The organism is Nitrospira japonica, from assembly GCF_900169565.1.
Lineage (GTDB): Bacteria > Nitrospirota > Nitrospiria > Nitrospirales > Nitrospiraceae > Nitrospira_C > Nitrospira_C japonica_A.
In genome coordinates, this window is the sequence record NZ_LT828648.1 from 2192786 (window position 1) to 2219462 (window position 26677).

The 26677-nt window shown below is 58.6% G+C and carries 26 protein-coding genes, 4 tRNA genes and 1 pseudogene; all 31 read left to right on the plus strand.

The genetic code is table 11. From position 1 onward, the window contains the following. The first annotated feature begins 57 nt into the window (after positions 1–57). The 31 genes and pseudogenes from NSJP_RS10545 (at position 58) to rpsQ (ending at position 26650) form a co-directional block, all read left to right on the plus strand. Complete coding sequence (locus tag NSJP_RS10545) at positions 58–2085, plus strand: ATP-dependent helicase (RefSeq protein ID WP_080886865.1); 2028 nt, start codon at positions 58–60, stop codon at positions 2083–2085. A gap of 4 nt (positions 2086–2089) precedes the next feature. Beyond that, positions 2090–2971, plus strand: coding sequence for a hypothetical protein (locus NSJP_RS10550; protein ID WP_155970099.1), 882 nt, complete (start codon positions 2090–2092; stop codon positions 2969–2971). Positions 2972–3367: 396 nt separating this feature from the next. Further along, positions 3368–3452, plus strand: a tRNA-Tyr gene (locus NSJP_RS10555). 105 nt (positions 3453–3557) lie between these two features. Next, a tRNA-Gly gene (locus NSJP_RS10560) sits at positions 3558–3632 on the plus strand. 140 nt (positions 3633–3772) lie between these two features. Then, a tRNA-Thr gene (locus NSJP_RS10565) sits at positions 3773–3848 on the plus strand. A 171-nt stretch (positions 3849–4019) separates the two neighbouring features. Beyond that, on the plus strand, positions 4020–5225 hold the full coding sequence (tuf, locus tag NSJP_RS10570) for an elongation factor Tu (RefSeq protein ID WP_080886867.1): 1206 nt from the start codon (positions 4020–4022) through the stop codon (positions 5223–5225). Between the two features lie 42 nt (positions 5226–5267). Next, positions 5268–5417, plus strand: coding sequence for a 50S ribosomal protein L33 (rpmG, locus tag NSJP_RS10575; protein WP_080886868.1), 150 nt, complete (start codon positions 5268–5270; stop codon positions 5415–5417). 39 nt (positions 5418–5456) lie between these two features. Next, positions 5457–5531: transfer RNA gene (locus tag NSJP_RS10580), tRNA-Trp, on the plus strand. A gap of 154 nt (positions 5532–5685) precedes the next feature. After that, a complete protein-coding gene (secE, locus tag NSJP_RS10585; RefSeq protein WP_080886869.1) occupies positions 5686–5880 on the plus strand; it encodes a preprotein translocase subunit SecE in 195 nt (64 codons plus the stop codon). A gap of 142 nt (positions 5881–6022) precedes the next feature. Next, on the plus strand, positions 6023–6559 hold the full coding sequence (gene nusG, locus NSJP_RS10590; protein ID WP_080886870.1) for a transcription termination/antitermination protein NusG: 537 nt from the start codon (positions 6023–6025) through the stop codon (positions 6557–6559). Between the two features lie 58 nt (positions 6560–6617). After that, a complete protein-coding gene (rplK, locus tag NSJP_RS10595; protein WP_080886871.1) occupies positions 6618–7043 on the plus strand; it encodes a 50S ribosomal protein L11 in 426 nt (141 codons plus the stop codon). 25 nt (positions 7044–7068) lie between these two features. Continuing rightward, complete coding sequence (gene rplA, locus NSJP_RS10600; RefSeq protein ID WP_080886872.1) at positions 7069–7761, plus strand: 50S ribosomal protein L1; 693 nt, start codon at positions 7069–7071, stop codon at positions 7759–7761. A 132-nt stretch (positions 7762–7893) separates the two neighbouring features. Continuing rightward, positions 7894–8400, plus strand: a pseudogene (gene rplJ / locus NSJP_RS19750) (50S ribosomal protein L10); the annotation flags it as partial. 27 nt (positions 8401–8427) lie between these two features. After that, positions 8428–8829: a 50S ribosomal protein L7/L12 gene (gene rplL / locus NSJP_RS19755; protein WP_231989534.1), complete on the plus strand. Its 402-nt coding sequence runs from the start codon at positions 8428–8430 to the stop codon at positions 8827–8829. 81 nt (positions 8830–8910) lie between these two features. Beyond that, a complete protein-coding gene (gene rpoB / locus NSJP_RS10610; RefSeq protein ID WP_080886874.1) occupies positions 8911–12867 on the plus strand; it encodes a DNA-directed RNA polymerase subunit beta in 3957 nt (1318 codons plus the stop codon). A 46-nt stretch (positions 12868–12913) separates the two neighbouring features. Further along, the gene (gene rpoC, locus NSJP_RS10615) at positions 12914–17095 is read left to right on the plus strand and encodes a DNA-directed RNA polymerase subunit beta' (protein WP_080886875.1); all 4182 of its coding nucleotides are present in this window, start codon (positions 12914–12916) and stop codon (positions 17093–17095) included. A gap of 123 nt (positions 17096–17218) precedes the next feature. Next, positions 17219–17590 carry a 30S ribosomal protein S12 gene (gene rpsL, locus NSJP_RS10620; RefSeq protein WP_080886876.1) on the plus strand — a complete coding sequence of 124 codons (372 nt, stop codon included), beginning with the start codon at positions 17219–17221 and terminating at the stop codon, positions 17588–17590. Between the two features lie 37 nt (positions 17591–17627). Further along, the gene (gene rpsG, locus NSJP_RS10625; protein ID WP_080886877.1) at positions 17628–18098 is read left to right on the plus strand and encodes a 30S ribosomal protein S7; all 471 of its coding nucleotides are present in this window, start codon (positions 17628–17630) and stop codon (positions 18096–18098) included. A 111-nt stretch (positions 18099–18209) separates the two neighbouring features. After that, the gene (gene fusA, locus NSJP_RS10630; protein WP_080886878.1) at positions 18210–20291 is read left to right on the plus strand and encodes an elongation factor G; all 2082 of its coding nucleotides are present in this window, start codon (positions 18210–18212) and stop codon (positions 20289–20291) included. 35 nt (positions 20292–20326) lie between these two features. Continuing rightward, entirely contained in the window at positions 20327–21532 is a 1206-nt protein-coding gene (gene tuf, locus NSJP_RS10635) for an elongation factor Tu (RefSeq protein WP_080886867.1), read from the plus strand. A 24-nt stretch (positions 21533–21556) separates the two neighbouring features. Further along, positions 21557–21871 carry a 30S ribosomal protein S10 gene (gene rpsJ / locus NSJP_RS10640; protein WP_080886879.1) on the plus strand — a complete coding sequence of 105 codons (315 nt, stop codon included), beginning with the start codon at positions 21557–21559 and terminating at the stop codon, positions 21869–21871. A 43-nt stretch (positions 21872–21914) separates the two neighbouring features. After that, entirely contained in the window at positions 21915–22535 is a 621-nt protein-coding gene (gene rplC, locus NSJP_RS10645; RefSeq protein ID WP_080886880.1) for a 50S ribosomal protein L3, read from the plus strand. Positions 22536–22538: 3 nt separating this feature from the next. Continuing rightward, the gene (gene rplD, locus NSJP_RS10650; protein ID WP_080886881.1) at positions 22539–23162 is read left to right on the plus strand and encodes a 50S ribosomal protein L4; all 624 of its coding nucleotides are present in this window, start codon (positions 22539–22541) and stop codon (positions 23160–23162) included. A gap of 2 nt (positions 23163–23164) precedes the next feature. Further along, positions 23165–23452, plus strand: a complete 288-nt coding sequence (locus tag NSJP_RS10655) for a 50S ribosomal protein L23 (RefSeq protein WP_172834497.1) — start codon at positions 23165–23167, stop codon at positions 23450–23452. Between the two features lie 19 nt (positions 23453–23471). Next, the gene (gene rplB / locus NSJP_RS10660; protein WP_080886883.1) at positions 23472–24314 is read left to right on the plus strand and encodes a 50S ribosomal protein L2; all 843 of its coding nucleotides are present in this window, start codon (positions 23472–23474) and stop codon (positions 24312–24314) included. Further along, positions 24307–24594: a 30S ribosomal protein S19 gene (rpsS, locus tag NSJP_RS10665; RefSeq protein ID WP_080886884.1), complete on the plus strand. Its 288-nt coding sequence runs from the start codon at positions 24307–24309 to the stop codon at positions 24592–24594. The genes rplB and rpsS overlap by 8 nt, the downstream gene beginning before the upstream one ends. A 24-nt stretch (positions 24595–24618) precedes the next feature. Beyond that, positions 24619–24969: a 50S ribosomal protein L22 gene (rplV, locus tag NSJP_RS10670; protein WP_080886885.1), complete on the plus strand. Its 351-nt coding sequence runs from the start codon at positions 24619–24621 to the stop codon at positions 24967–24969. Positions 24970–25020: 51 nt separating this feature from the next. Beyond that, the gene (rpsC, locus tag NSJP_RS10675) at positions 25021–25692 is read left to right on the plus strand and encodes a 30S ribosomal protein S3 (RefSeq protein ID WP_080886886.1); all 672 of its coding nucleotides are present in this window, start codon (positions 25021–25023) and stop codon (positions 25690–25692) included. Positions 25693–25706: 14 nt separating this feature from the next. Next, on the plus strand, positions 25707–26120 hold the full coding sequence (gene rplP / locus NSJP_RS10680) for a 50S ribosomal protein L16 (protein WP_080886887.1): 414 nt from the start codon (positions 25707–25709) through the stop codon (positions 26118–26120). Positions 26121–26150: 30 nt separating this feature from the next. Further along, on the plus strand, positions 26151–26360 hold the full coding sequence (gene rpmC / locus NSJP_RS10685; RefSeq protein ID WP_080886888.1) for a 50S ribosomal protein L29: 210 nt from the start codon (positions 26151–26153) through the stop codon (positions 26358–26360). 23 nt (positions 26361–26383) lie between these two features. Continuing rightward, positions 26384–26650, plus strand: a complete 267-nt coding sequence (gene rpsQ, locus NSJP_RS10690) for a 30S ribosomal protein S17 (RefSeq protein ID WP_080886889.1) — start codon at positions 26384–26386, stop codon at positions 26648–26650. The last annotated feature ends 27 nt before the right edge of the window (positions 26651–26677 follow it).

Sequence of the window (26677 nt, forward strand, 5' to 3'; positions counted from 1 at the left end):
TGAAACGGTCTCAACCATAATGTTATACAGCGCAGACATACCTGCGAACGCTCATCAATGAATCGAAACATTACCCCTTACATCTTGAAGCGGACTGCGGACGACACCACCCCGCGCAAGCTGTCGATCGATTATGCGGCGGCGCTGAATCCTCAGCAATTGGCCGCGGTGACGGCCGGCGACGGTCCGTCGCTGGTGATTGCCGGGGCGGGAAGCGGCAAAACCCGTACGCTGGTCTATCGCGTGGCATATCTGATTGATTCGGGTATTGACCCCTCGCATATTTTGCTGCTTACGTTTACGAGAAAATCGGCGCAAGAAATGCTCGATCGAGCCGGAGAATTGATCGGCTCGCGCAGCGAACGCGTGTGCGGCGGCACGTTTCACTCGGTCGCGAACATGCTGTTGCGCCGCTACGGCCGAACCATCGGAGTGGAACCGGGATTCACCATTCTGGATCGCGGGGATGCGGAGGACTTGATTGCGCTCGTGCGGTCGCAGTTGGGGCTCAACGAAAAGGACAAGCGATTCCCCCGGAAGGGGACGATCGCCGAAATTTTCAGCAAGGCCGAAAATACGCTGCGGAGCCTGGACGACATCCTATTGGAAGAATTCAGTCATTTCGCCGACCATCTTGACGCGCTTGGACAGTTGCAGAGGGGGTATCAGGCTGCGAAACGGCAACGGCAGCTCGCGGACTATGACGATCTGTTGGTTCTGCTGCGGCGACTGTTGACCGAAGACCCGCATGCGCAGGAGTCGATCTCCAGCCTGTATCGGTACATCCTCGTCGACGAATATCAGGATACCAACCGCCTGCAGGCCGACGTGATCCGCAAACTGGCCTCGACGCATCAGAACGTAACGGTGGTGGGAGATGACAGTCAGTCGATCTATGCGTTTCGGGGCGCGACATTCAAGAACATTATGGAGTTCCCCGCGCTCTTTCCAGGCGCGACGATCTACAAGCTGGAAGAAAACTACCGCAGTACTCAGCCGATCTTGAATCTTGCCAACTGCATCATCGAAGAGGCGGCCGAAAAATACAGTAAGCGCCTGTTCACGCGCAAGCTGGACGGGCCGCTGCCGACCTTGGCGGAGGCCGCGGGTGAGAATGCCCAGTCCCGCTTCGTCGCGCAGAAAATCCTTGAGCTTCGCGAGGAAGGGGTGCCGCTCGGCGAAGTTGCGGTGCTGTTCCGGTCGAGCTTCCATTCTTTTGATCTGGAGATCGAGCTCTCCCGCCGCGGCCTGCCGTTCGTCAAGCGCGGCGGCGTCAAGTTCATCGAAACGGCGCATGTGAAGGATCTGTTGGCGCATCTGCGCGTGGTCGCCAATCCGCTCGACGCGGTCAGCTGGCACAGGGTGCTGATGTTGGTCGAAGGCGTCGGTCCGAAGAAGGCGCAGGATCTGTTGGCATCGTTGGTCAAATCGGATGCGCCCTATCGGGTCTTGAGGGACGTAGGCGGGAGATCGGGCCAAGGGCTGAAGAATCTGGCCCATACGCTCGAAAGTCTGGCCGGTTCGGCCGATCTGGGGACGGCCGAGCAGGTAAATCACATTTATGAGTATTACTTGCCGATCCTCAAAGAACAGTACGACGACTATCCCAAGCGGACCAGGGACCTGGATCACCTGCATACCATCGCAGAGGGATATGCCGAAGTCGGCCAGTTTCTCGCCGACCTTGCATTGGAGCCTCCGGACGGGAGCGCGGTGGATGTGGAAGCGCCGGACCGGGACGATGAGCGGATGGTCCTGTCCACAATCCATTCGGCCAAGGGATTGGAATGGCAATGTGTATTCGTCATTTGGATCGTCGATGGGAAATTCCCGTCGCTCTATTCGTTCGTCGCAGATGAAGATTTGGAGGAGGAGCGCCGCCTGTTCTATGTTGCGGTCACCCGAGCGAAGCGGCATCTATATCTCACCTATCCGATCAATGTTTTCGATAAGAGCAGCGGCATGCTGCTTTCGAAACCGACGCGGTTTCTCGACCATGTCTCCCCGGCCATGTTCGAGCAGTTGGCTCTCATCGAAGAGGGAGGGCATTCCGACTGGCGCCGCTATCGGGACGATTCCTACTGATCCCGTGCCTCAATCGCTTGCCCACATGATGCGGCCGTTCCGTGACTGGAGTCTGCCTTTCTGTCTGCTGGTCTGCTGGTGCCTTGTCTTGATCGCAGCGTCCGGAGCGCAAGGGACGTCCGACCACATTTGGCGACAAATTGCAGGTGAAGCGGAACGGTTGGGGCTCCCGGTGAAGTTTCTCAAGGCCGTGCCAGCCGACTTCGTCAAGTTTGAATTCGACGATCTCCAGGCCTTCGCGGCCGAGTATCATCTGGGCGAGCATCGAATGGTCTTGAATCGTACGCTGTCATTCAATGCTGCCGGAGGTACGCTGCGTCCGCTGAATCGTCTGACCAGCAGCGAGATGGAAACGCTCTACCACGAACTGTTTCACGCCTACATGGATTATCTGGCGACCGATGGTCGGGGGGCCACGTTGACGTTCGCGCGCAAGCAGCAACAATGCCGGTATGGTGTAGTTCTCATCAATCCGGTCGTGCAACGTCGGACTGAGACGGAAGAACGATTTCTGAGCGAGGTCGAATCGTGGGAAGCGTTAAACGAAGCGTGGGCGGTCTTTGTTGGATGGGCAGTGTGGAACCAATCGGAATCAGCTGGCCGAACCATGCAGTCTCTTCTGAAGTCGGCAAAATCCCGTTCGGATTGGCTGCGCCGCCTGGAGTCTGCGGATCGTGAGGGGAAACTTCGGGGCTATTATGAACCGGAGAATTCTGAGGAGCGAGCCGTGGCGAGGAAGCGATTCCTAGCTCCAGCTTCTCGGATTTCCTCGGAGGAAGTCCAACACCTTATGCGGGAGGCGCTCGGTTTCCCTGACGATCTGACCAGGCAGGCCGGTCAGATGCTCGGTTCTGGCGGATTCCCTCGATTTCCCCATTCCTGTTAGCCATGTCTAGCCCAAGAAACTGAAAAGAATTGCCTGCTTAGGGACGATGATCTTGGATGCGTGGTGCAGTAGTGGGGAACGTTCCATGCGCAGCGCATCCTGCTTTCCGGATTGTGATGATGGTGAAAGTGCGGCTGATGAGGGAGGTATTTAGGTAGGGAGGGTTGAGACACAAAAAGAAAAAATTGTGCCATCGGCCTCCTCCCCCTTGACTTCAAGATACTTCATCAATAGAATCGGGCGTTTCTTGAACAAGGCTCTGTCCCCAGTTCAGTACTTTATCCTTCTTCAAAAAGGAATAGGTGCTGTACATGGACAAGCCTGCTCTTCTTTTCTCGTGCGCGGTGATGGAATAAGAGGATCAGATTTTCTGTTGAACATTGTCGTTGGCTGTTCGGGCAGGTACCCAAGTGGCCAAAGGGGGCAGACTGTAAATCTGTTGCCATCGGCTTCCAAGGTTCGAATCCTTGCCTGCCCACCAACGCAGCGCTTGCTCGACCAGGGGGCTTTTGGCTGGCGTGGTCGACTACGGGCGAGTCAGATAGGGAGTTTTGCAGCGTAGCGAATGATCGAGTGGGCCGATGATGCGGGCGTAGCTCAGCGGTAGAGTCCCAGCCTTCCAAGCTGGCTGTCGTGGGTTCAACTCCCACCGCCCGCTCCAAATGGGAGAGCCCATAGCCATAGAGATGTCGATAGGCTGATATCTCAATTCAGGGCGATGACTGGAAGGGAGTTGCCATCTCGGACTCCAAATATATTGGGACGGTTGACGGACAGTGGCTTGCCACCGATTGCAGGAACGCCCACGTAGCTCAGTTGGTAGAGCACGTCCTTGGTAAGGACGAGGTCACGCGTTCGATCCGCGTCGTGGGCTCCATGCAGAGCTTGCTCGACCTGGAGCGCTTTTCATAGTGATGTGCGACGGGATGTGGGTGCCTTGAGTCGTTGGAATGGTTTCAAGCTCGACTGATTGATTGCTCGATGCAGAGGCCCAGGGTTTCCGGATTGCCGGATGCCGCAAGGGGGTCCGAACTAGAAGGGGTGATGTATGGCGAAGGCGAAATACGAGCGGAAGAAGCCGCATGTGAACATCGGGACGATTGGGCACGTGGATCACGGGAAGACGACGTTGACGGCGGCGTTGACGAAAGTGTGTGCGGATAAAGGGATGGCGAAGTTCATTAGCTACGACGAAGTGGCGAAGGCCTCGGAGAGCCAGGGGCGCCGGGACGCGACGAAGATCATGACGATTGCGATCAGCCACGTGGAGTACGAGACGGACAAGCGGCACTATGCGCACGTGGACTGTCCGGGCCACGCGGATTATGTGAAGAACATGATCACGGGGGCGGCGCAGATGGACGGGGCGATCCTGGTCGTGAGCGCGGCGGACGGGCCGATGCCGCAGACGCGGGAGCATATTTTGTTGGCGCGCCAGGTGGGGGTGCCCTACATCGTGGTGTTTTTGAACAAGGCGGATAAGGTCGACGACAAGGAATTGCTGGACCTGGTGGAATTGGAAGTGCGGGAGTTGCTGTCGAAGTATGACTTCCCGGGGGACAAGACGCCGATCGTCCAGGGCAGTGCGCTGAAGGCGATGGAAGGGGACGGAGGCCCGCTGGGGGTGCCGGCGATCATGAAGTTGTTGGACGCGGTGGATACGTATATTCCGACGCCGCAGCGGCCGATCGACAAGCCGTTTTTGATGCCGGTGGAAGACGTGTTCACGATCAGCGGACGCGGGACGGTGGTGACGGGGCGGTGTGAGCGGGGGATCGTGAAAGTGGGCGATGAAATTGAGATCGTGGGCTTGCGGCCGACGCAGAACACGGTGGTGACGGGGGTGGAGATGTTCCGCAAGGTGCTCGACGAGGGGCAGGCGGGCGACAACATCGGGGTGTTGCTGCGGGGCACGAAGAAGGAAGATGTGGAGCGGGGGATGGTCTTGGCCAAGCTGAAGACCGTCACACCGCATACGAAGTTCAAGGCGGAGATTTATGTGCTGACGAAGGAAGAGGGCGGGCGGCATACGCCGTTTTTCAACGGGTATCGGCCGCAGTTCTACTTCCGGACGACGGATGTGACGGGGATTGTGTCGTTGAATCCCGGGGTGGAGATGGTGATGCCGGGGGACAACGTGAGCGTGACGGCCGAGTTGATCAGCCCGATTGCGATGGATCAGGGGTTGCGCTTCGCCGTGCGCGAGGGCGGCAAGACCGTCGGCTCCGGCGTCGTCACCGAAATCCTGGCGTAACGAAAAGAGGCTGCGGTCCTCTGACCGCATGGGAGTATTGCGATGCGAGAGATTATCGACTTGGCTTGTACCACCTGCAAACAGCGGAACTATTCGACCAACAAGAACAAGAAGAACGATCCTGACCGGTTGGAGCGAAATAAGTTCTGCAAGTTCTGCCGGAAACATACGCCCCATAAGGAAGTGAAATAGTCAGGCCGGTGTTCATGGTTGAGGGAACGGCTGTCACGTAGGGGCATAGTGTTAATGGCAGCACGTCGGTCTCCAAAACCGAAAGTCTGGGTTCAAATCCTAGTGCCCCTGCCAAGCAGAGTTCGCTCGACCGCGACGCGGTTCAATGGTTCTTGCTGAGCGGGTCAGGCGTCGCCGGGGTTCTCATGGCTGGAGATATTGAAGCGTGATTGGGCTGTTTTGGCTGAACGGGCCGATGCCTGATGCTTGAAAAGAAGTAGGTAATGAGATGTTTAAACGGATGATCGAATCGGTCAAGACATTTTTGACCGATGTGCGCACCGAGCTCAAGAAGGTGTCATTTCCCACCCGTGCCGAGACAATTGGATCGACCACCGTGGTGATCGTCTTTTGTGTGCTGATGTCTCTGTATCTCTCGGTGATCGATTCGTTTTTGGTGTGGTTAGTCGGAAAAATTCTTTAGCGCTGGATGAAAATCGCGCTGGACTCCTGATCCGGGAGACCTGGGGTGACCGTTGTTTGTAGAAAGACAGTCGATGGCCTGTATTGGGACGTTCGTGTCGTCTGCGCCATTGTGGCTTGAACCAGCGATTCGAGGGTAGGGCATGGGAAAAAACTGGTATGTCATCCACACCTATGCGGGCTTTGAGCAGCGGGTCAAGACCAGCTTGCTTGAGCGGGCCAACCAAATGAGTCTGGCCGAGCACCTGGGGCAGGTGCTGGTGCCCACCGAGGATGTGATCGAAATCAAGGACGGAAAGCGCCGGACCTCGCGCCGGAAGTTTTTCCCCGGTTACGTGCTGGTCGAGCTCGAGACTCCGTTGACGGACGAGACCCTTCAGATGATCAAGGAAACTCCGAAGGTGACCGGATTCGTTGGGGGAGGGGCTCAGCCGACGCCGCTGACCGGTGAAGAAGTCGCGGAATTGCTGAAGCAGGTCGATGCGGGAAATGCGGGACCTCGCGAGCAGGTGAAGTTTATCAAGAGCGACAATGTTCGGATCGTCGACGGTCCGTTCATGGGATTCAACGGCATGGTCGACGAGGTCGATCAGGATCACAACCGGCTCAAGGTCATGGTGAGTATTTTTGGAAGGTCGACCCCGGTCGAATTGGGATTTTTGCAGGTGGAACGGATTTGAACGGGCAGGGGATCGCCTGAGGGAAGGCGGAAGAGCCCGGCAGCCTTAAGGAGTTCGCATGGCAAAGGAAATCAGCGCACAAATCAAATTGCAGATTCCTGCGGGAAAGGCCAATCCGGCGCCTCCCGTCGGGCCGTCGCTTGGTCAACACGGCGTCAACATCATGGAGTTCTGCAAGCAATTCAACGCGAAGACCCAGAAGGAAGGTGACAGCATCATTCCGGTGGTGATCACCGTCTATAAGGACCGGACCTTTACCTTCATCATGAAGACACCGCCGGCTTCAGACTTGCTGAAGAAGGCCGCCGGTATCATCAAGGGGTCCGGTGTGCCCCAGAAGGACAAGGTCGGAAAGATCACCAGAAAACAGCTGAACGAAATCGCCCAGAAGAAGCTGGCGGATTTAAACGCCGCCGACTTGGAGGGAGCCGTCAAGATCATCGAAGGCACGGCCCGCAGCATGGGCGTGGTCATCCAAGGCTAACGACGAGACGGAAGGAGTACCCGATATGGGAAAGAAAATGAAAGCTGCGCTCGACAAGGTCGAGCCGCGCCAATACGCGCTGCGCGAGGCCGTGGGTGTAGTGAAGGGCACCGCCTATGCCAAGTTCGATGAATCCGTCGATCTGGCCATCCGTCTTGGCGTTGATCCGAAGCGTTCCGACCAGATGGTTCGGGGGACCACATCGCTCCCGCATGGCACGGGAAAGAAGATGCGCGTCCTGGTCTTCGCCAAGGGAGAGAAGGAGCAGGAAGCGCGTCAGGCTGGCGCGGATTTTGTGGGTTCCGATGATCTGATGGAGAAGATCAAGGGCGGATGGATGGAGTTCGATTCCGCGATCGCGACGCCGGACCTGATGGCTGCTGTGGGAAAACTGGGTAAAGTCCTCGGTCCTCGCGGGCTCATGCCCAATCCCAAGACCGGGACGGTGACCTTTGAGGTCGGCAAGGCTGTCGGAGAAATCCGAAAAGGGCGGGTCGAGTATAAGGTTGAGAAGGCCGGTATCGTGCAGGTTCCCGTGGGCAAAGTCTCTTTTAACGCCGACCAGCTGTATGACAATGCGTCAGCCGTGCTGGAAGCGGTGGTCAAGGCGCGACCGGCTTCATGCAAGGGCCGCTATCTGAAAAGCGTGACCATTTCGAGCACGATGGGGCCAGGGGTCAAGCTCGACGCCGCGGCGATTGCCAAGCAGTGGAGCTAAAACCGGCGCCACGCAACTGGTCGATCGCGTCGGAGAACACCCGGTCCGTCGAGAGTCTGCCGTAGGGTGCGATGACCGATTGGCGCCATTAAGGGCGGTTCATGGTCGGCGCGAAGGAAAAGAGGGAGTGAGATGAAGAAGGAAGAGAAGGCCACAGCAGTAGCGGAGTTGACGGAAAAGTTCGGCCGGGCGCGATTGGCGATTCTAACCGAGTGCAGCGGGCTGCCGGTCAACCAGGTGACTGAGCTTCGGAAGCAGCTGCGCGGCGCCAAAGCGGAATATAAGATCGTCAAGAACACCTTGGCGGCGCGGGCTTCGGAAGGAACGTCCGTCTCGGGTTTGAAGACTCACTTGAAGGGTCCGACGGGCATGGTGATCGGCTATGACGATCCGGTGCTTCCGACCAAGATCCTCCGGGACTTCATCGCCGCCGAGAAGCGTGAAGAAAAGATCCGCATCACCCTCGGTGTACTCGAGGGAAAGGTTGTGCAAGCCGCCGAATTGGCGGCTGTTGCGAAGCTCCCGAAGAAAGAAGTGTTGATCGCGATGCTTCTGTCGGCCATGCAGGGGCCGATTCGTGGCGTGGTCTATACACTCAATGCAGTGTTGTCCAAGTTTGTGAGAGTCATTGCCGCCATTCAGGATAAACGGAAAGGAGAAGGAGACATGCCAGCTACAGAGGGAAAGTTGTCGCAGGATGAATTGATCAAGGCGATCGAGAGCATGAGTGTGCTCGATCTGGCTGAATTGGTGAAGGGGCTGGAGAGCCGCTTCGGCGTCACCGCCGCGGCTCCGGTTGCCATGGCTGCGGCTCCCGCCGCAGGCGGTGCCGCCGCCGCTCCCGCTGAAGAGAAGACGGCATTCGATGTCATTCTGGCCTCTGCACCGGCCGACAAGAAGATCCAGATCATCAAGGTGGTGCGCGAGCTCACCAGCCTGGGCCTCAAGGAAGCCAAGGATCTCGTGGAAGGCGCTCCCAAGCCGGTCAAGAACGGCGTCACGAAGGAAGAAGCCGACACGATGAAGAAGAAGCTGGAAGAGAGCGGCGCGAAGGTCGAAGTCAAGTAACCTGTCGTTCGATCAGCAGCATCTGCGGGTACCCGCATGTGCGGGTACCCAAGCCCAACCATTGTAGTGGAGGACTGGCGAATGTCCGAAACGACTCTACAAGAGTTCGTCGAGCGGAAAGACTTTTCCCGCATCCGTACGAGCATCGACATTCCGGATCTGATCGAGATCCAGAAGCGATCCTACGAAGAGTTTCTGCAGTTTGAGGCGGAAGCTGAACGGCGAAAAGATCATGGGCTCCAGGCCGCCCTGGCCAGCGTGTTTCCGATTCCGGATTACAACAACACGGCCGTCCTGGAGTTCACCAGTTACACGCTCGGGATACCAAAATACGATGAACGGGAATGCCTGGAGCAAGGTATGACCTTCGCCGTGCCGTTGAAGCTGCGCGTGCGGCTCGTCGTGTTTGACAAGGAAGACAAGGGACCCAAGAAGAAAGTCTTGGACGTACGCGAGCAGGAAGTCTACGTGGGCGAGCTTCCGCTCATGACGGAACGAGGCACGTTTATCGTCAACGGGACCGAGCGTGTCGTCGTCAGCCAGTTGCACCGATCGCCCGGCGCCTCGTTTACCCACGACAAAGGCCGGACCCATGCCAGCGGAAAGGTGCTGTACTCGGCCCGGATCATTCCCTATCGCGGCTCATGGCTCGACTTCGAATTCGACGCGCGCGACATCCTTTACGTACGCATTGACCGCCGCCGCAAGATGCCGGCCACCATTCTGCTCAAAGCCTTCGGCTACTCCGGCGATGACTTGCTGAAGATGTACTACCCGGTGGAGGAGATCAGGGTGGTGAAGGGCAAGTTGTTGCGGAAGCTCGATCCCGAGATCCATCAAGGGCTTCGCTGCTCGGTGGAAATTTCCGAAAAGGGGGGGAAGGAACCGCTGGTCCGGGAAGGTACGAAGCTGACCAAGGGTGTGATCGCCAAGCTCAAGGCCGCCGGGGTGAAGGAAATCCCGCTCTCGCCTTCCGAACTGGTGGGTCGTGCGGTGCTCACGGAGTTGGTGGACAACAAGAAGAACAAGCTCGCGGAGAAGAATCAGCGGCTGACCGCCGACATGGTCGAACGTATCCTCGAAACCGAGATCGAAGACTTCAAAGTCATCTACTTCGACACCGCTACCACGACGCCGGTCATTCTCGATACGTTGGAAATGGAGCGAACGGGCTCGAAGGAAGAGGCGATGGTCGAAATCTATCGTCGGCTCCGTCCGGGTGAAACACCGTCTGTTGAGACGGCCCGCGCCCTGTTCGACAATTTGTTCCTGAATTCGAAACGGTACGACCTGTCGCCGGTCGGCCGATTGAAGCTCAACAAGAAACTCGGGCTCGACCTGCCGCTTGAGCAGCGCACGCTGACGGCGCAGGACATTGTCGAAGTCATCCGGTATCTGGTCAACCTCAAGATGGGCAAAGGTGAGATCGACGACATCGACCATTTGGGCAATCGGCGGGTCCGGTCGGTCGGCGAATTGCTGGAAAACCAGTTCAGGCTCGGATTGGTCCGCATGGAGCGCAGCATCAAGGAGCGCATGAACCTCCTGGATATGGAGACGGTGCTGCCGCATGACCTGATCAATGCCAAGCCGGTCGTCGCCGCGGTGAAGGAATTTTTCAGCAGTAGCCAGTTGTCGCAGTTCATGGATCAGACGAATCCGCTGGCGGAGATCACCCACAAGCGGCGTCTGTCGGCATTGGGTCCCGGCGGTTTGACGCGGGAGCGGGCAGGCTTCGAGGTTCGAGACGTGCACCCGTCGCACTACAGCCGTATCTGTCCAATTGAAACCCCGGAAGGGCCGAACATCGGTTTGATCACCTCGCTGGCCACGTATGCGAGGATCAATCAATTCGGGTTTATCGAAGCTCCATATCGGAGGGTCGACAAAGGCCGCGTCACCGACCAGATCGAGTTTCTGTCGGCCATCGAGGGTGACAAGTACGTCATCGCTCAGGCCAATTCGAAGGTGGACGGTGGAGGTCGGTTGGTTTCCGAAACGGTGTCCGCCCGATCAGCGGGGGATTTCGTCACGGCCACTCCCGATAAGATCGAGTACATGGACGTCTCGCCCAAACAGGTGGTCAGCGTGGCGACCGCCCTCGTCCCGTTTCTCGAGCATGACGATGCGAACCGCGCCTTGATGGGTTCCAACATGCAGCGCCAAGCCGTGCCGTTGTTGAAGGCGGAAGCGCCGCTGGTGGGAACCGGTATGGAAGCCGTGGTGGCGCGTGATTCGGGCTATGTGGTGCAAGCCCGGCGGTCCGGTGTCGTCGAAAGCGTCGATGCCACTCGTGTCGTCGTCCGCGCCGATGCCAAAGAGGGACGGAAGCGAAACGATTCGGGACTTGACGTCTACGATATGATCAAGTTCCAGCGGTCCAATCAAAACACGTGCATCACCCAGACTCCGGTCGTGCGGATCGGACAACCCGTGAAGAAGGGCCAGGTTTTGGCCGACGGTCCGGCCATCGATCAGGGGGAGTTGGCGCTCGGCAAGAACGTGCTGGTCGCATTCATGCCCTGGGGCGGGTACAACTTCGAAGACGCCATTCTCCTGAGCGAGAAACTGGTGCGCGAGGATGCGTTCACCTCAATTCACATCGAAGAGTTCGAGGTCGAAGCCCGTGACACCAAGCTGGGGAAGGAAGACATCACGCGCGATATTCCGAACGTCGGAGAAGAAGCTCTTCGCAATCTCGACGAGAGCGGCATCATCCGGATCGGCGCGGAAGTGAAGCCCGGCGACATTCTGGTCGGCAAGGTGACGCCGAAAGGCGAGACGCAGCTGACGCCGGAAGAAAAACTTCTTCGCGCCATCTTCGGCGAGAAGGCCGGCGACGTGAAGGATACGTCGTTGACCGTGCCTCCCGGCGTCGAGGGGATCATCGTCGATGTGAAGATTTTCTCCCGAAAGGGGCTCGACAAGGACGAGCGGTCCAAGAGCATTGAGAGCGAGGACGCGATGAAGCTCCAGCGTGATCATCACGAGGAGCTGCGCATCATCGACGAGGAAAAGACCAAGAAAGTCAGGAAGCTGCTGTTGGGGAAAGTCGTCGGTCGCGACCTCATGGATCCCGAGAGCGGCGACGTCATTTTGAAGAAGAAAGGCAAGCTGACCGCGGAGATTCTCAAGCGGCTGCCCGACGACACCGTTCGGTACATCATCCTGAGCGATCCGGACGAGCAAAAGGAGCTTGAGGACGTCGAGCGCCGGGCCAAAGAGCAGATTGAGATTCTACAGACGCTGTACGACGAGAAGGTTGGCCGCCTTAAGCGCGGGGATGAGCTGCCGCCGGGCGTCATCAAGCTCGTCAAAGTCTACATTTCGATGAAGCGGAAGATACAGGTCGGAGACAAGATGGCCGGCCGGCACGGCAACAAGGGAGTCGTGTCACGGGTTCTTCCCGAAGAGGACATGCCGTATTTGCCGGACGGGACGCCGGTGGAAATCGTATTGAACCCGCTGGGCGTGCCCTCACGTATGAACGTGGGACAGATTCTGGAAACTCACCTTGGCTGGGCCGCGAGGGCCTTGGGAATCAAGGTGGCGAGTCCCGTGTTCGACGGGGCATCAGAGAAGGAAATCAAGGACCTGCTGAAAAAGGCGAAGCTCCCATCGAGCGGGCAAACCGTCCTCATGGACGGCCGCACGGGAGAGCCCTTCGGCAGCCCGGTCACAGTCGGATACATGTACGTGCTGAAGCTGCACCATCTGGTCGACGACAAGATTCACGCACGGTCGATCGGACCCTATTCGCTCGTCACGCAGCAGCCGCTGGGCGGCAAAGCCCAGTTCGGCGGGCAGCGGTTGGGCGAAATGGAAGTCTGGGCGCTGCAGGCCTACGGTGCGGCCTCCACGCTGCAGGAATTCCTGACCGTCAAGTCCGATGACGTGCCGGGTCGGTCGCGGATGTACGAAGCAGTCGTCAAAGGGGAGCCGTTCCTGGAGCCGGGCTTGCCCGAGTCGTTCAACGTTCTGGTCAAGGAGCTGCAAAGCCTCGGACTGGACGTCGAGTTGGTCAAGACTCAAGACTAACCACTTGTGTGCCGGGCGCGTCCCGGCATCAGAGGAGGTCACTACCTTGGAAGGCGTATACACATTATTCGAAAAACCGAGGGACGCGGTGTCGTTCGATTCGATGCGGATCCGCATCGCCTCGCCCGAAAAAATCCGGTCCTGGTCGTACGGTGAAGTGAAGAAGCCCGAGACGATCAATTACCGGTCGTTCAAGCCGGAGAAAGACGGCCTGTTCTGCGCAAAGATTTTCGGGCCGATCAAGGATTGGGAGTGCAATTGCGGCAAATACAAGCGCATGAAGCACCGGGGCATCGTATGCGACAAGTGCGGCGTGGAAGTGATTCAGAGCAAGGTGCGGCGCGAACGCATGGGGCACATCGAGCTAGCTGCGCCCGTGGCGCACATCTGGTTCTTGAAGGGCGTGCCCAGTCGCATCGGCACTCTGCTGGACATGAGCCTGAAGCAACTGGAAAAGATTCTCTATTTCGAAAGCTACGTCTGCGTCGACGCCGGTCAGACAGACCTGACGGAAAAGGAACTCGTCACGGAAGAAAAACTCCGACAGCTGCAGTCGGAATTCGCGCCCAATTCCTACAAGGTTGGCATCGGCGCCGAAGCGATTCGCGATTTGTTGCGCAAGATCGACATCAATGCCAAGTGGGACGAGATCAAGGCCAAGTCCAAGACTTCCACGTCGGCGGCGTTGAAAAAGAAACACGCGAAGCAACTCAAAGTCATCGAGGCGTTCCGCAAGTCCGGGAACAAGCCCGAATGGATGATCATGGACGTGATTCCCGTGCTGCCACCGGAGTTGCGCCCGCTCGTACCCCTGGACGGCGGACGGTTCGCCACGTCGGATCTGAACGATCTCTATCGCCGCGTGATCAACCGGAACAACCGGCTGAAGCGGTTGATGGAGTTGAAGGCGCCCGGCGTCATCATCCGCAATGAAATGCGCATGCTGCAGGAGGCCGTGGACGCGTTGTTCGACAACGGCCGCCGCGGCCGTGCGATCCGCGGACCCAACAAGCGGCCGCTCAAGTCGCTGAGCGACATGCTGAAGGGCAAGCAAGGGCGTTTCCGGCAGAACCTGCTCGGCAAGCGCGTCGACTATTCGGGCCGGACGGTCATCGTCGTCGGTCCTGAACTGCGGCTGCATCAGTGCGGCCTTCCGAAGAAGATGGCCTTGGAGCTGTTCAAGCCCTTCATCTTCCACAAACTGGAGGAACGGGGCGCCGCCACGACGATCAAGAGCGCAAAGCGCCTGGTGGAAAAGGAGCGGCCTGAGGTGTGGGACGTGCTCGACGAAGTGATCCGGGAGCATCCGGTACTTTTGAACCGAGCGCCGACGCTCCACCGGTTGGGCATCCAGGCGTTCGATCCGGTGTTGGTCGAAGGCAAAGCGATCCGGCTGCATCCGCTCGTCTGCGCCGCGTTCAACGCGGACTTCGACGGCGACCAGATGGCCGTCCACGTGCCGTTGTCCGTCGAGGCACAAGTGGAAGCGCGCGTTCTGATGATGTCCATCAATAACATTCTCTCGCCGGCCAACGGCAAGCCGATCGCCGTTCCGTCGCAGGACATGGTGCTCGGGTGCTACTGGCTGACGAAGGAGCGGGTCGGTGTGAAGGGTGAGGGCAAGGTATTCGGCTCGCCTGAAGAAGTGCGCATCGCGTTCGATGCGCGCGAAGTGGAGGAGCACGCGCGGGTCAAGGTTCGCATCGAAGGCAATCTCGTGCAAACCACGGTCGGGCGGGTGATCCTGTCCGAAGTACTGCCTGCCGGAATGCCCTTCGCCTATGCCAACAAGCTGATGACGAAGAAAGAGGTGACCAAGCTGATCGATTCGGTCTATCGGCAGTCTGGACACCGCGAGACCGTCATGTTCCTCGACAAGATCAAGGACACCGGATTTCAGTATGCGACCAGGGCCGGCGTCTCGATCTGTATCGACAACATGCACATTCCCAGCAAAAAGGAAGAGTTGATCGCAAAAGCGCAGCGCGAAGTCAACGAGATCGAGCGGCAGTATGCCGAAGGCTTGATCACGAACGGCGAGCGGTACAACAAGGTCATCGACATTTGGGCCCATGTCACCGAGCAGGTGGCGGGCGAAATGATGAAGGAGTTGGGCGCAGGCGGCGATGCGGCCAAGCAGGAGGCCTTCAACCCGATCTTCATGATGGCCGACTCGGGCGCTCGAGGCAGTTCGCAGCAGATCCGTCAGCTGGGCGGCATGCGCGGATTGATGGCGAAGCCGTCCGGAGAAATCATCGAAACGCCGATCACGGCGAATTTCCGCGAAGGCCTGACGGTGCTGCAGTACTTCATCTCGACGCACGGCGCGCGCAAGGGTCTGGCGGATACGGCGTTGAAGACCGCAAACTCCGGGTATCTCACGCGCCGTCTCGTGGACATCGCGCAGGACGTCATCATCAGTGAAATCGACTGCGGTACGACCGACGGGATTTTCGTGAGTGCGCTGGTCGAAGGCGGCGAAATCATCCAGCCGATCGAAGAGCGCATCCTGGGACGCCTGGCCGCCGAGGATATCCGCGATCCCGTGACCGGCGAGATCATCGTGTCGTTCAACGAGGAGATTACCGAAGAGCGGACGAAGGACGTCGTGGAAGCGGCCGTCGACCGGGTAAAGATCCGATCCGTTCTGACTTGCCAGTCCCGTCGCGGCGTCTGCCGTGCCTGCTATGGGCGGGATCTGGCGCGCGGCCGTTTGGTCGAAAAGGGAGAGCCGGTCGGCGTGATCGCGGCTCAGTCCATCGGAGAGCCCGGAACTCAGCTGACGATGCGCACGTTTCACATCGGCGGCACCGCGAGCAAAGTGGTCGAGCAGACGGTGCTCGAAGCGAAGCATGCGGGCTACATGAAGTTCATGAGTTTTGACGCCAAGAAGAACGCCGACTTGCATAACGCCGGTATCGCCGTCCGTAACAAGGACGGCGAGTGGGTCGTGATGAACCGGAATGCGAAGATCGCGATCGTCGATGAGAACGGTCGGGAACGTGAGAAATATCCGGTTGTCTACGGCGCCAAGATCAAGATCAAGGACGGTGATCGTGTCGCCCTGGCGCAAAAGCTGGTGGAATGGGATCCGTACTCGCTGACGATCTTGACCGAGGTCGGCGGGAAGGTCGCCTACGGCGATATCGTCGAAGGCGTGACGATGAAGGAAGAATTCGACGAGGTGACCGGTTTGTCGAGAAAGGTCATCATCGAACACACGGGAGCGACTCTTCGTCCCCGCGTGTCGATCAAGGACGAAGGCGGAAAAACCGCCAAAGTGTCCGGTGGGGCCAATATGGTTGCCCGATACCTGCTGCCAGTCGGCGCCCACATCTTCGTGGAGAAGGGTGCCATGGTGCATCCGGGCGACGTGCTCGCAAAGATCCCGCGCGAGACCACGAAGACGAAGGACATCACCGGCGGTCTTCCTCGCGTGGCGGAGCTCTTCGAGGCCCGGAAGCCGAAGGAGCAAGCCGTCATCAGCGAAATCGACGGAGAGGTGTCGTACGGCGGGTTTGTCAAAGGCCAGCGCAAGGTGTTGGTCGACAATAAGATGGGCGATACCAAAGAATACTTCATCCCGAAAGGCAAGCACGTCAACGTGCATGAAGGAGATTGGGTGCGCGCCGGGGAGCCGTTGATGGACGGGTCGGCCAATCCGCACGACATCCTTGACGTGTTGGGTCCCAATGAATTGCAGAAGTATCTGGTCGACGAAGTGCAGGACGTCTATCGTCTGCAGGGCGTATCGATCAATGACAAGCACATCGAGATCATTGTTCGGCAAATGCTGCGCAAGGTTCGAATCGAAGATCCGGGGGACACGGAATTTCTCCCAGGCAGCCAGGTCAGCAAGCTGCTCTTTGAAGAGGAAAACGACCGCGTGTTGAAAAAGGACGGCAAGCCCGCACTGGGCAAACCGGTTCTGCTGGGCATCACCAAGGCGGCGCTGACGACCGACAGTTTCATTTCCGCCGCGTCCTTCCAGGAGACGACGAGAGTCTTGACCGAAGCGGCCATCAACGGGCGAGAAGACAATCTGCTGGGTCTGAAGGAAAACGTCATCGTTGGACGCCTGATTCCTGCCGGCAGCGGATTTGAGGAATATCGCGACACGTTCGTGATCAGTCCCAAGCCCGAACCGGTGGCTGTTGGCACGGGCGACGCGCCCGCGCTTCCACGCGAAGGCGTCGCCGCGGCCTCTGGAGAGACGACGGGATCGTGACGGCTGTGGCCGATTCGGCCGTGGCTTGACAGCGTAAAGGTTGATCACTATAATCCTCCGGCTTTGCCCTTGAAGGTCGCGGGCGAGCGGACAAAACAGCGGTTCAGATCAAGAGAGAGAGCAATGCCGACGATCAATCAACTCGTGAGAAAGGGCCGGCAGCTGGCCCATGCCAAGACCAAGAGTCCCGCGCTCAAGTCCTGCCCGCAAAAGCGCGGCGTGTGCCTCCGCGTCTACACGTCGACGCCGAAGAAGCCGAACTCCGCGCTTCGGAAAGTCGCCCGTGTTCGACTGACGAACGGGATGGAAGTGACGACGTACATTCCCGGCGTCGGCCACAATTTGCAGGAGCACTCAATCGTGCTCGTGCGAGGCGGGCGTGTGAAGGACTTGCCGGGCGTGCGGTATCACATCGTGCGCGGCGCGCTCGACGCCGTCGGCGTGGCCGATCGAAAGCAGGGCCGCTCCAAGTACGGAGCCAAGCGTCCAAAGTAATTTGATCCACGGAATCTGAGCAGAGAGAACGGAACGTATGCCACGAAGCAGATTTTTAGGCCAGCGAGAACCGCTCCCGGACGTCCGCTACCGCGACAAGATCGTCGGGAAGTTTCTCAATATCCTGATGGAGAACGGCAAGAAGAGTACGGCGGAACGGATTTGTTACGGCGCGTTCGACGCGATCCAGGAAAAGACCGGCGGCGATCCGCTCAAGATCTTCAAGGCGGCGATCGATAACGTGAAGCCAATCGTCGAGGTGAAATCAAGGCGGGTCGGCGGCGCATCCTATCAGGTGCCGGTTGAAATTCGTCCCGCTCGCCGGATGTCGCTGGCGCTCCGTTGGTTGTCGGAATATGCGCGGACGCGCGGCGGTAAGAGCATGCGGGAGAAGCTCGCGGCCGAACTGCTGGACGCATCCAATAATACAGGGGCCGCGGTAAAGAAGCGGGAAGACGTGCATCGCATGGCGGAGGCCAACAAGGCTTTCGCGCACTATCGCTGGTAACGTCATTCTGTGCTGCAGTTGGGCCGTGCTGCGATCCGCAGACGCGGGGTGCCCCTGAATCGCAGCTTTCACCGGCTCAGTCTGCAGCACATGTATTTTTAGGGGTTAAACGTGGCTAGGCAAGCACCATTAGAGCGGACGCGCAACATCGGGATCATGGCGCATATTGACGCCGGTAAAACTACGACCACCGAGCGCATTCTCTATTACACCGGCATGACGCACAAGATGGGTGAAGTCCACGAGGGTGCCGCGACGATGGACTGGATGGAGCAGGAGCGCGAGCGCGGGATTACGATCACAGCCGCTGCAACCACCTGTTTCTGGAAAGATCACCGCATCAACATCATTGATACTCCGGGGCACGTCGATTTTACCATCGAAGTCGAGCGCTCCTTGCGCGTCTTGGACGGCGCGGTCGCGGTCTTCGATTCGGTGCAGGGGGTAGAGCCGCAGTCCGAAACCGTGTGGCGGCAGGCAGACAAGTACCAGGTGCCGCGCATTGCGTTCATGAACAAGATGGATCGGGTCGGCGCCGATTTCTATTTCAGCGTGCAGACCATCATCGACCGTTTGGGCGCCAATCCCATTCCGATTCAGATTCCCATTGGAAAAGAATCGGAATACCGGGGTTCGATCGATTTGATTACGATGAAAGCCTACGTGTACGACGATGAGACGCTGGGAGCCAAGTATAAGATCGAGGAAATCCCCGCCGACTTGGTGGAGAAGGCCAAAGAGTATCGGGAGAAGATGCTCGATGCGGTGGCGGAGTTCGACGATCAGGTGATGGAGAAATATCTCAACGGGCAACCGTTGACCGAGGAGGAGATTCGTCGCGCCGTCCGGGCCAGTGCGATTGCCATGAAGGTCACTCCGGTGCTCTGCGGCTCGGCGTTCAAGAACAAGGGTGTCCAGCAATTGCTCGACGGCGTCGTCGAGTTTCTGCCGTCTCCTCTCGATATTCCGTCCGTCAGGGGCATCGATCCGAACACCGGAAAGGAAGTTGAGCGCAAGGCCGCCGATTCCGAGCCGTTCGCCGCGCTGGCCTTCAAGATCATGTCCGATCCGTTTGCCGGTCAGCTGACGTATTTCCGCGTCTATTCCGGCACGCTCAAAACCGGCACACCTGTGCTCAACGTGACCAAGGGGACGAAGGATCGCATCGGACGCCTGCTCAAGATGCACGCGAACAAGCGTGAAGAGATTGATGCGGTCTATGCGGGGGACATCGTGGCTGCGGTCGGACTCAAGGGCGCGACCACCGGCGATACCCTGGCCGACGAAAAGCAACCGGTGTTGCTGGAGGTCATGAAGTTTCCGGAACCGGTCATTGCCATGGCCATCGAGCCGAAGACGAAGCAGGATCAGGAAAAGATGGGATTCGCGCTTCAGAAGCTGGCACAGGAGGATCCGTCCTTCCGTGTCCGTACCGACGAAGAAACGGCCCAGACTATCATCGCCGGTATGGGCGAGTTGCATCTGGAAATCATCGTTGATCGATTGTTGCGCGAGTTCAAGGTCGAGGCGAACGTCGGCAAGCCGGAGGTTGCCTTTAGGGAAACGATCAGGCGCAAGGCCGAATCGGAGTCCAAGTATATTAAACAGACCGGTGGCCGAGGTCAGTACGGCCATGTGGTGCTTACGGTCGAGCCGTCCGAGCCTGGGAAGGGCTTGGAGTTCGTCAATAAGGTCGTCGGCGGTGCCATTCCCAGGGAGTTCATCCCCGCGATCGAGAAGGGTGTGAAGGAGCGGATGGAGAACGGTGTGATCGCCGGCTATCCCTTGCGAGACATCAAGGTGACCGTGATCGACGGGTCGTATCACGAGGTGGACTCCAACGAAATGGCGTTCAAGATCGCCGGCTCCATGGGATTTTCCGATGCCTGCAAGAAGGCGGATGCCGTGCTGCTCGAGCCCATCATGAAAGTGGAAGTGCTCGTACCGCAAGAATTCATGGGCGACGTCATCGGCAATCTGAACGGTCGTCGGGGCAAGGTGCAGGGTATGAAGGTCCGCGCAGGAGCCCAGGCCATCGAGGCTTCGGTCCCGCTCATGGAAATGTTCGGCTACGCCACTGATCTCCGTTCCCGTACGCAGGGCAGGGCGACGTATAGTATGGAATTCGATCGATACGATCCGGTGCCGCGGCAGATTGCAGAGGCAATCATCGCCAAGTATCGCGGCGAGTAATTCAGCGGTCACAGAAGTCGTAGGGAGGATTCGGCATGGCGAAGGCGAAATACGAGCGGAAGAAGCCGCATGTGAACATCGGGACGATTGGGCACGTGGATCACGGGAAGACGACGTTGACGGCGGCGTTGACGAAAGTGTGTGCGGATAAAGGGATGGCGAAGTTCATTAGCTACGACGAAGTGGCGAAGGCCTCGGAGAGCCAGGGGCGCCGGGACGCGACGAAGATCATGACGATTGCGATCAGCCACGTGGAGTACGAGACGGACAAGCGGCACTATGCGCACGTGGACTGTCCGGGCCACGCGGATTATGTGAAGAACATGATCACGGGGGCGGCGCAGATGGACGGGGCGATCCTGGTCGTGAGCGCGGCGGACGGGCCGATGCCGCAGACGCGGGAGCATATTTTGTTGGCGCGCCAGGTGGGGGTGCCCTACATCGTGGTGTTTTTGAACAAGGCGGATAAGGTCGACGACAAGGAATTGCTGGACCTGGTGGAATTGGAAGTGCGGGAGTTGCTGTCGAAGTATGACTTCCCGGGGGACAAGACGCCGATCGTCCAGGGCAGTGCGCTGAAGGCGATGGAAGGGGACGGAGGCCCGCTGGGGGTGCCGGCGATCATGAAGTTGTTGGACGCGGTGGATACGTATATTCCGACGCCGCAGCGGCCGATCGACAAGCCGTTTTTGATGCCGGTGGAAGACGTGTTCACGATCAGCGGACGCGGGACGGTGGTGACGGGGCGGTGTGAGCGGGGGATCGTGAAAGTGGGCGATGAAATTGAGATCGTGGGCTTGCGGCCGACGCAGAACACGGTGGTGACGGGGGTGGAGATGTTCCGCAAGGTGCTCGACGAGGGGCAGGCGGGCGACAACATCGGGGTGTTGCTGCGGGGCACGAAGAAGGAAGATGTGGAGCGGGGGATGGTCTTGGCCAAGCTGAAGACCGTCACACCGCATACGAAGTTCAAGGCGGAGATTTATGTGCTGACGAAGGAAGAGGGCGGGCGGCATACGCCGTTTTTCAACGGGTATCGGCCGCAGTTCTACTTCCGGACGACGGATGTGACGGGGATTGTGTCGTTGAATCCCGGGGTGGAGATGGTGATGCCGGGGGACAACGTGAGCGTGACGGCCGAGTTGATCAGCCCGATTGCGATGGATCAGGGGTTGCGCTTCGCCGTGCGCGAGGGCGGCAAGACCGTCGGCTCCGGCGTCGTCACCGAAATCCTGGCGTAACGAGCGAGAAGGATAGGGGTTGGCATGGTAAAGGTTGATCAAAGAATCAGAATCAGGTTGCGCGGGTTTGATTACCGCGTCTTGGACCAATCGGTGGCGGAGATCGTCGAGACGGTTCGTCGCAGCGGAGCAAAAATCGTCGGTCCGATTCCGTTGCCGACTCGGATCGAGAAATTCACGGTTCAGCGGGCGACTCATGCGGACAAGAAGGCGCGCGAGCAATTTGAGATTCGTACGCACAAGCGTCTCATGGACATTATGGAGCCGACCCCGGAAACCATGGATTCCTTGATGAAGCTGAATTTGGCTGCCGGCGTGGACGTTGAAATCAAGTTGTGACGGTTGACTCGGTGGTAACCGCAAGTATGGGGCGGAAGAGACTATGACGAACGGATTGCTCGGAAAAAAACTCGGCATGACGCAGGTCTTCGACGAGAGTCAGTTGGTTCCGGTGACGGTGATCAGCGCGGGACCCTGCCGGGTCGTGACGGTGAAGACGAAGGAGCGCGACGGATACGAGGCGGTGCAGTTGTCTTACGGCGACACGAAAGAGCGTCTCCTGTCCAAAGCGGAGTTAGGACATCTCAAGAAGCACGAGGCGTCGGCGAGCCGGACGCTCAAGGAGTTCAAGAAGACCGGCGACGTGGCGATCGGTCAAACGATCAAGGTCGATATCTTCAAAAAAGGCGACTGGGTTGACGTCATTGGCGTGTCCAAGGGAAAAGGATTTCAGGGTGTTGTCCGGCGTCATCACTACTCCGGAGGGCCGGAGTCGCACGGGTCCATGTTCCATCGTGCGCCCGGATCGATCGGCGCCAGCTCATTTCCTTCCCGTGTGTGGAAGGGAAAGACGTTGCCCGGACACATGGGCGCGGAACGAGTGACCTCGCAGCGGTTGAAGGTCATTGAGTCGCGGCCGGATGAGAATTTGCTGTTCGTCCGCGGGGCTGTGCCCGGTGCCGCGAACGGGCTGCTCGTGGTCAGAAAGTCGAAGAAGGGATAGGACATGCCGACGGTCGACGTCATCGATGTGAACAGGCGTAAGGTGGGTTCCGCCGAGCTTCCCGCCGAAGTGTTCGGCTGCCAGCCCCATGCGGCGCTGGTGCATGAAGCGGTGGTGATGCAGCGTGCCTGTGAGCGGCAAGGTACGGCTTCTACGCTCCGACGCGGAGAGGTCAGCGGATCGGGGAAGAAGCCGTGGAAGCAGAAGCATACCGGTAGAGCGCGCGCCGGTTCCTTGCGGTCTCCTGTCTGGAGGCACGGAGGCTCGGTCTTCGGGCCGAAGCCGAGAAGTTACGCATTCAGCATGCCGAAGAAAAAATACCGCGCCGCGCTGCAGAGCGCCTTGTCGGCCAAAGTGGCGGGCGGGCACGTGGTGGTCATGTCCGATCTTTCGCTGGCGCAGCCCAAAACGAAGGTATTGGCCAAGACCTTGAGTCAGTTCGGGGACGGCGTTCATATCCTTATCGTCGCGGGGGAGGGCCAGACTGGACTTATCCAAGCGGCCAGAAACCTTCCGACCGTTGCAGTCGTGGCGCCCGATCAATTGAACGTCTATGACGTGGTGCGTGCCGGAACGATCGTCATCCCGGAACGGGAGTTGGCTCGCGTGAAGGAGGTCTGGGCATGAAATTGGATCTTCATCGCGTGCTGATTCAGCCGCTCTTGACGGAAAAGGTGACGGCGATGCGTGAATCGAACAATACGGTCAGTTTCCTCGTGCATCCGGAAGCCAATCGATTGCAGATCAAGCAGGCGGTTGAGACTTTGCTCAAGGTCAAGGTTGAGCGGGTGAATGTGCTCAATGTGCAGGGCAAGATCAAGCGTTTGGGACGGTTCTCCGGCAAGCGGTCGGATTGGAAGAAAGCTTTCGTCAAGCTGAAAGACGGCGAAAAACTCGAGTTGTACGAGAGCGCCTAGAAGGGGAAAGAGGCATCCAATGGGGTTGAAAGCGTATAAGCCGACAACGTCAGGGCGCCGCGGGATGTCCGTGGTAACTACTGATGAACTGACCGGCAAGCGGCCCGAAAAGTCATTGACGTCGTTTCATCATCGGAGCGGCGGGCGCAATAACGACGGACGCACGACTGTCCGTTTCCGCGGGGCCGGACATCGGCGGTTGTATCGGAAGATCGATTTTCGCCGGGATAAGGTCGGTATTACCGCCAAGGTAGCCGCGTTGGAATACGATCCCAACCGGTCGGCCCGGATCGCCCTGCTGAATTATCGGGATGGAGAGAAGCGCTACATTCTGGCTCCCGTCGGTCTGCAGGTCGGCGACGTGTTGCAGTCCGGTGCGGATGCGGAAGTACGGACCGGAAACGCGCTCCCTCTGGCGAATATGCCGTTGGGTACGACGATCCATAACATCGAACTCAAGCCCGGCAAGGGCGGTCAGTTGATCCGCAGCGCCGGCGGGTTCGCGCAGGTGATGGGCCGGGATGGCGACTATGTTCAGGTACGGCTGAAATCGGGTGAAATGCGCCGGGTCCTTGCGTCCTGCATGGCCACCGTTGGACAGGTGGGAAATCTGGATCACGAAAACATCAATGTGGGGAAAGCCGGTCGATCCCGCTGGATGGGGCGGCGCCCGCACGTGCGCGGCGTGGTCATGAACCCCGTCGACCATCCGCACGGCGGCGGTGAGGGTAAGTCCGGTCAGGGAAATCCGCATCCCGTTTCGCCGTGGGGCCTGCCGACGAAGGGATACAAGACCCGCAACAACAAGGCGACGGACAAATACATCATCGCCCGACGCAAGTCAGGAGTGCGCAATGCCTAGATCGGTTAGCAAGGGGCCGTTTGTCGACGACCATCTGCTCAAGAAGGTGGAGCAGATGAACCAGACCAAGGACCGGAAGATCATCAAGACGTGGTCGCGTCGTTCCACCGTCGTTCCGGACATGATCGGGCACACATTTGCGGTGCATAACGGCAAGAAGTTTATTCCCGTCTTTGTCACTGAGAACATGGTCGGCCATAAGCTCGGTGAGTTCGCCCCCACCCGTTTCTTCAAAGGGCACGGACAGGCCAAGACGGAAAAAGCGGTCGCTCTGAAATAAAGGATGATCAGGTAAGGACTAGACATGGCAGAAGCACGAGCAGTATTGAGATTTGTTCGCGTGGCTCCTCGAAAGGCCCGTCCCGTTGTCGACATGATTCGTGGGCAGCAGGTTCCCCTGGCCCTGGCGATGCTCAAGCATCTGCCCCGCCATGCGGCGCGTGTCATCGAGAAGGTGCTCCGCTCGGCCGTGGCCAACGCCGAGCAAAAGGAGTTGGGGGACAGTGATTCCATGCGGGTCTCCAAGGCATTCGTGAATTGCGGGCCAACCTATAAGCGGTTCCGCGCCCGGTCGATGGGGCGGGCCAATGCCATTCAAAAGCGGACGAGTCATATTACCGTTGTCGTCGAGGCGCCGGGCCTCACGGGAAAGTAAAGTAACGCGCATCGCGGTCGTTCGGCCGCGGTAGAACTGAGGACAGATCGTATGGGTCAAAAAACGCATCCAATCGGCTATCGGCTTGGTTACAACTATACGTGGAGTTCACGGTGGTACGCCGAGAAAGACTACGCCAAGCTGCTGCACCAGGACATCAAGATCCGTAAGATCGTGAAGCAGAAGCTCTTTCACGCTGGCGTGGCCAAGGTGGAAATCGAGCGGTCGGGCGATCAGACCCGGGTCATCATCCATACGGCCCGTCCTGGAATCATCATCGGTCGCAAGGGCGCCGAGGTCGATAAGTTGAAAGCTGAATTGGAAAAGCAGTACGGCGGGCAGGTGTACATCACGGTCAAGGAAATCAAGAAGCCCGAGTTGGACGCCCAATTGGTCAGTGAAAACGTGGCCACCCAGCTGGAGAAGCGCGTTGCATTCCGCCGCGCCATGAAGCGAAGCGTACAATCGGCGTTGCGTCTCGGGGCGCAGGGAATCAAGATCATGATCGCCGGCCGTTTGGGGGGGGCTGAAATTGCCCGCACCGAGTGGTACCGCGAGGGGCGCGTGCCTTTGCATACGCTGCGGGCGGAGGTCGATTATGGATTTGCAGAAGCCCATACGACGATGGGACAGATCGGCGTGAAAACGTGGATCTACAAAGGGGAAATTCTTCCCGCGCAGCCGCTCAAGCCGGAATCGGCCTTTGAGCGTCGACTGGCATAAGTTAAGAGGCGAACGTGCTGGCACCGAAAAAAGTCAAGTTTCGAAAGATGATGAAGGGTCGCATGCGAGGCAAGGCCTATCGCGGCGGGAATGTCACGCTCGGCGAGTTTGGACTGAAGGCGTTGGAACCCGGTTGGGTGACCAGTCGGCAGATCGAGGCTGCACGTATTGCCATCACCCGGTATGTGAAGCGGGGTGGACAGGTATGGACGAGAATTTTCCCCGACAAGCCGATTACCAAGAAGCCGGCCGAAACCCGCATGGGCAAAGGAAAGGGCAATCCTGAGTATTGGGTGGCGGTCGTCAAGCCCGGCCGGATTCTCTACGAGATGGGCGGGGTCACCCCGGAAATCGCCAACGAAGCATTTCGTTTGGCTTCACACAAGTTGCCGATCGCGACCAAGTGCGTGGCTCGGGGAGAATTTTAAGAGCGTTGGGTTCAGGAAGGGCGGAGTGAGATGGATCTCAAAGAATTAAAGCAATTGAGTGCGCCTGAGTTGTCGGAAAAGGCCAAGGAGTTGACGCAGGAGTTGTTCAATCTCCGATTTCAGCTGGGGACTGGGCGGCTGGAAAACCCGATGCAAATCCGGAAAACCAAGCGAACGATCGCTCAGGTGAAGACGCTCTTGCGTGAAACAGAACGGGCGAGCCAAAAACCGGGCTCGTAAGAGAGGGGAAATAGGTACGCACTATGGCAGAGACGGGCGTCAAGCGGCGTGAGTGGATCGGGCGGGTCGTCAGCAACAAGATGAATAAGACCGTCGTCGTGGCGGTGGAACGGTCGGTCGTTCATCCCATCTATCGAAAAGTTTTACGGCGGATCACCAAGTTGAAGGCCCACGACGAGCAGAATGCCTGCGGGATTGGCGACCGGGTGCGGATGATCGAAACCCGACCGATCAGTAAAGAGAAGCATTGGCGGGTGGTTGAAGTACTGGAAAAAGGGCGCGGCGAGTAGTTCGCTCGTCCACGACGACAAGGAACG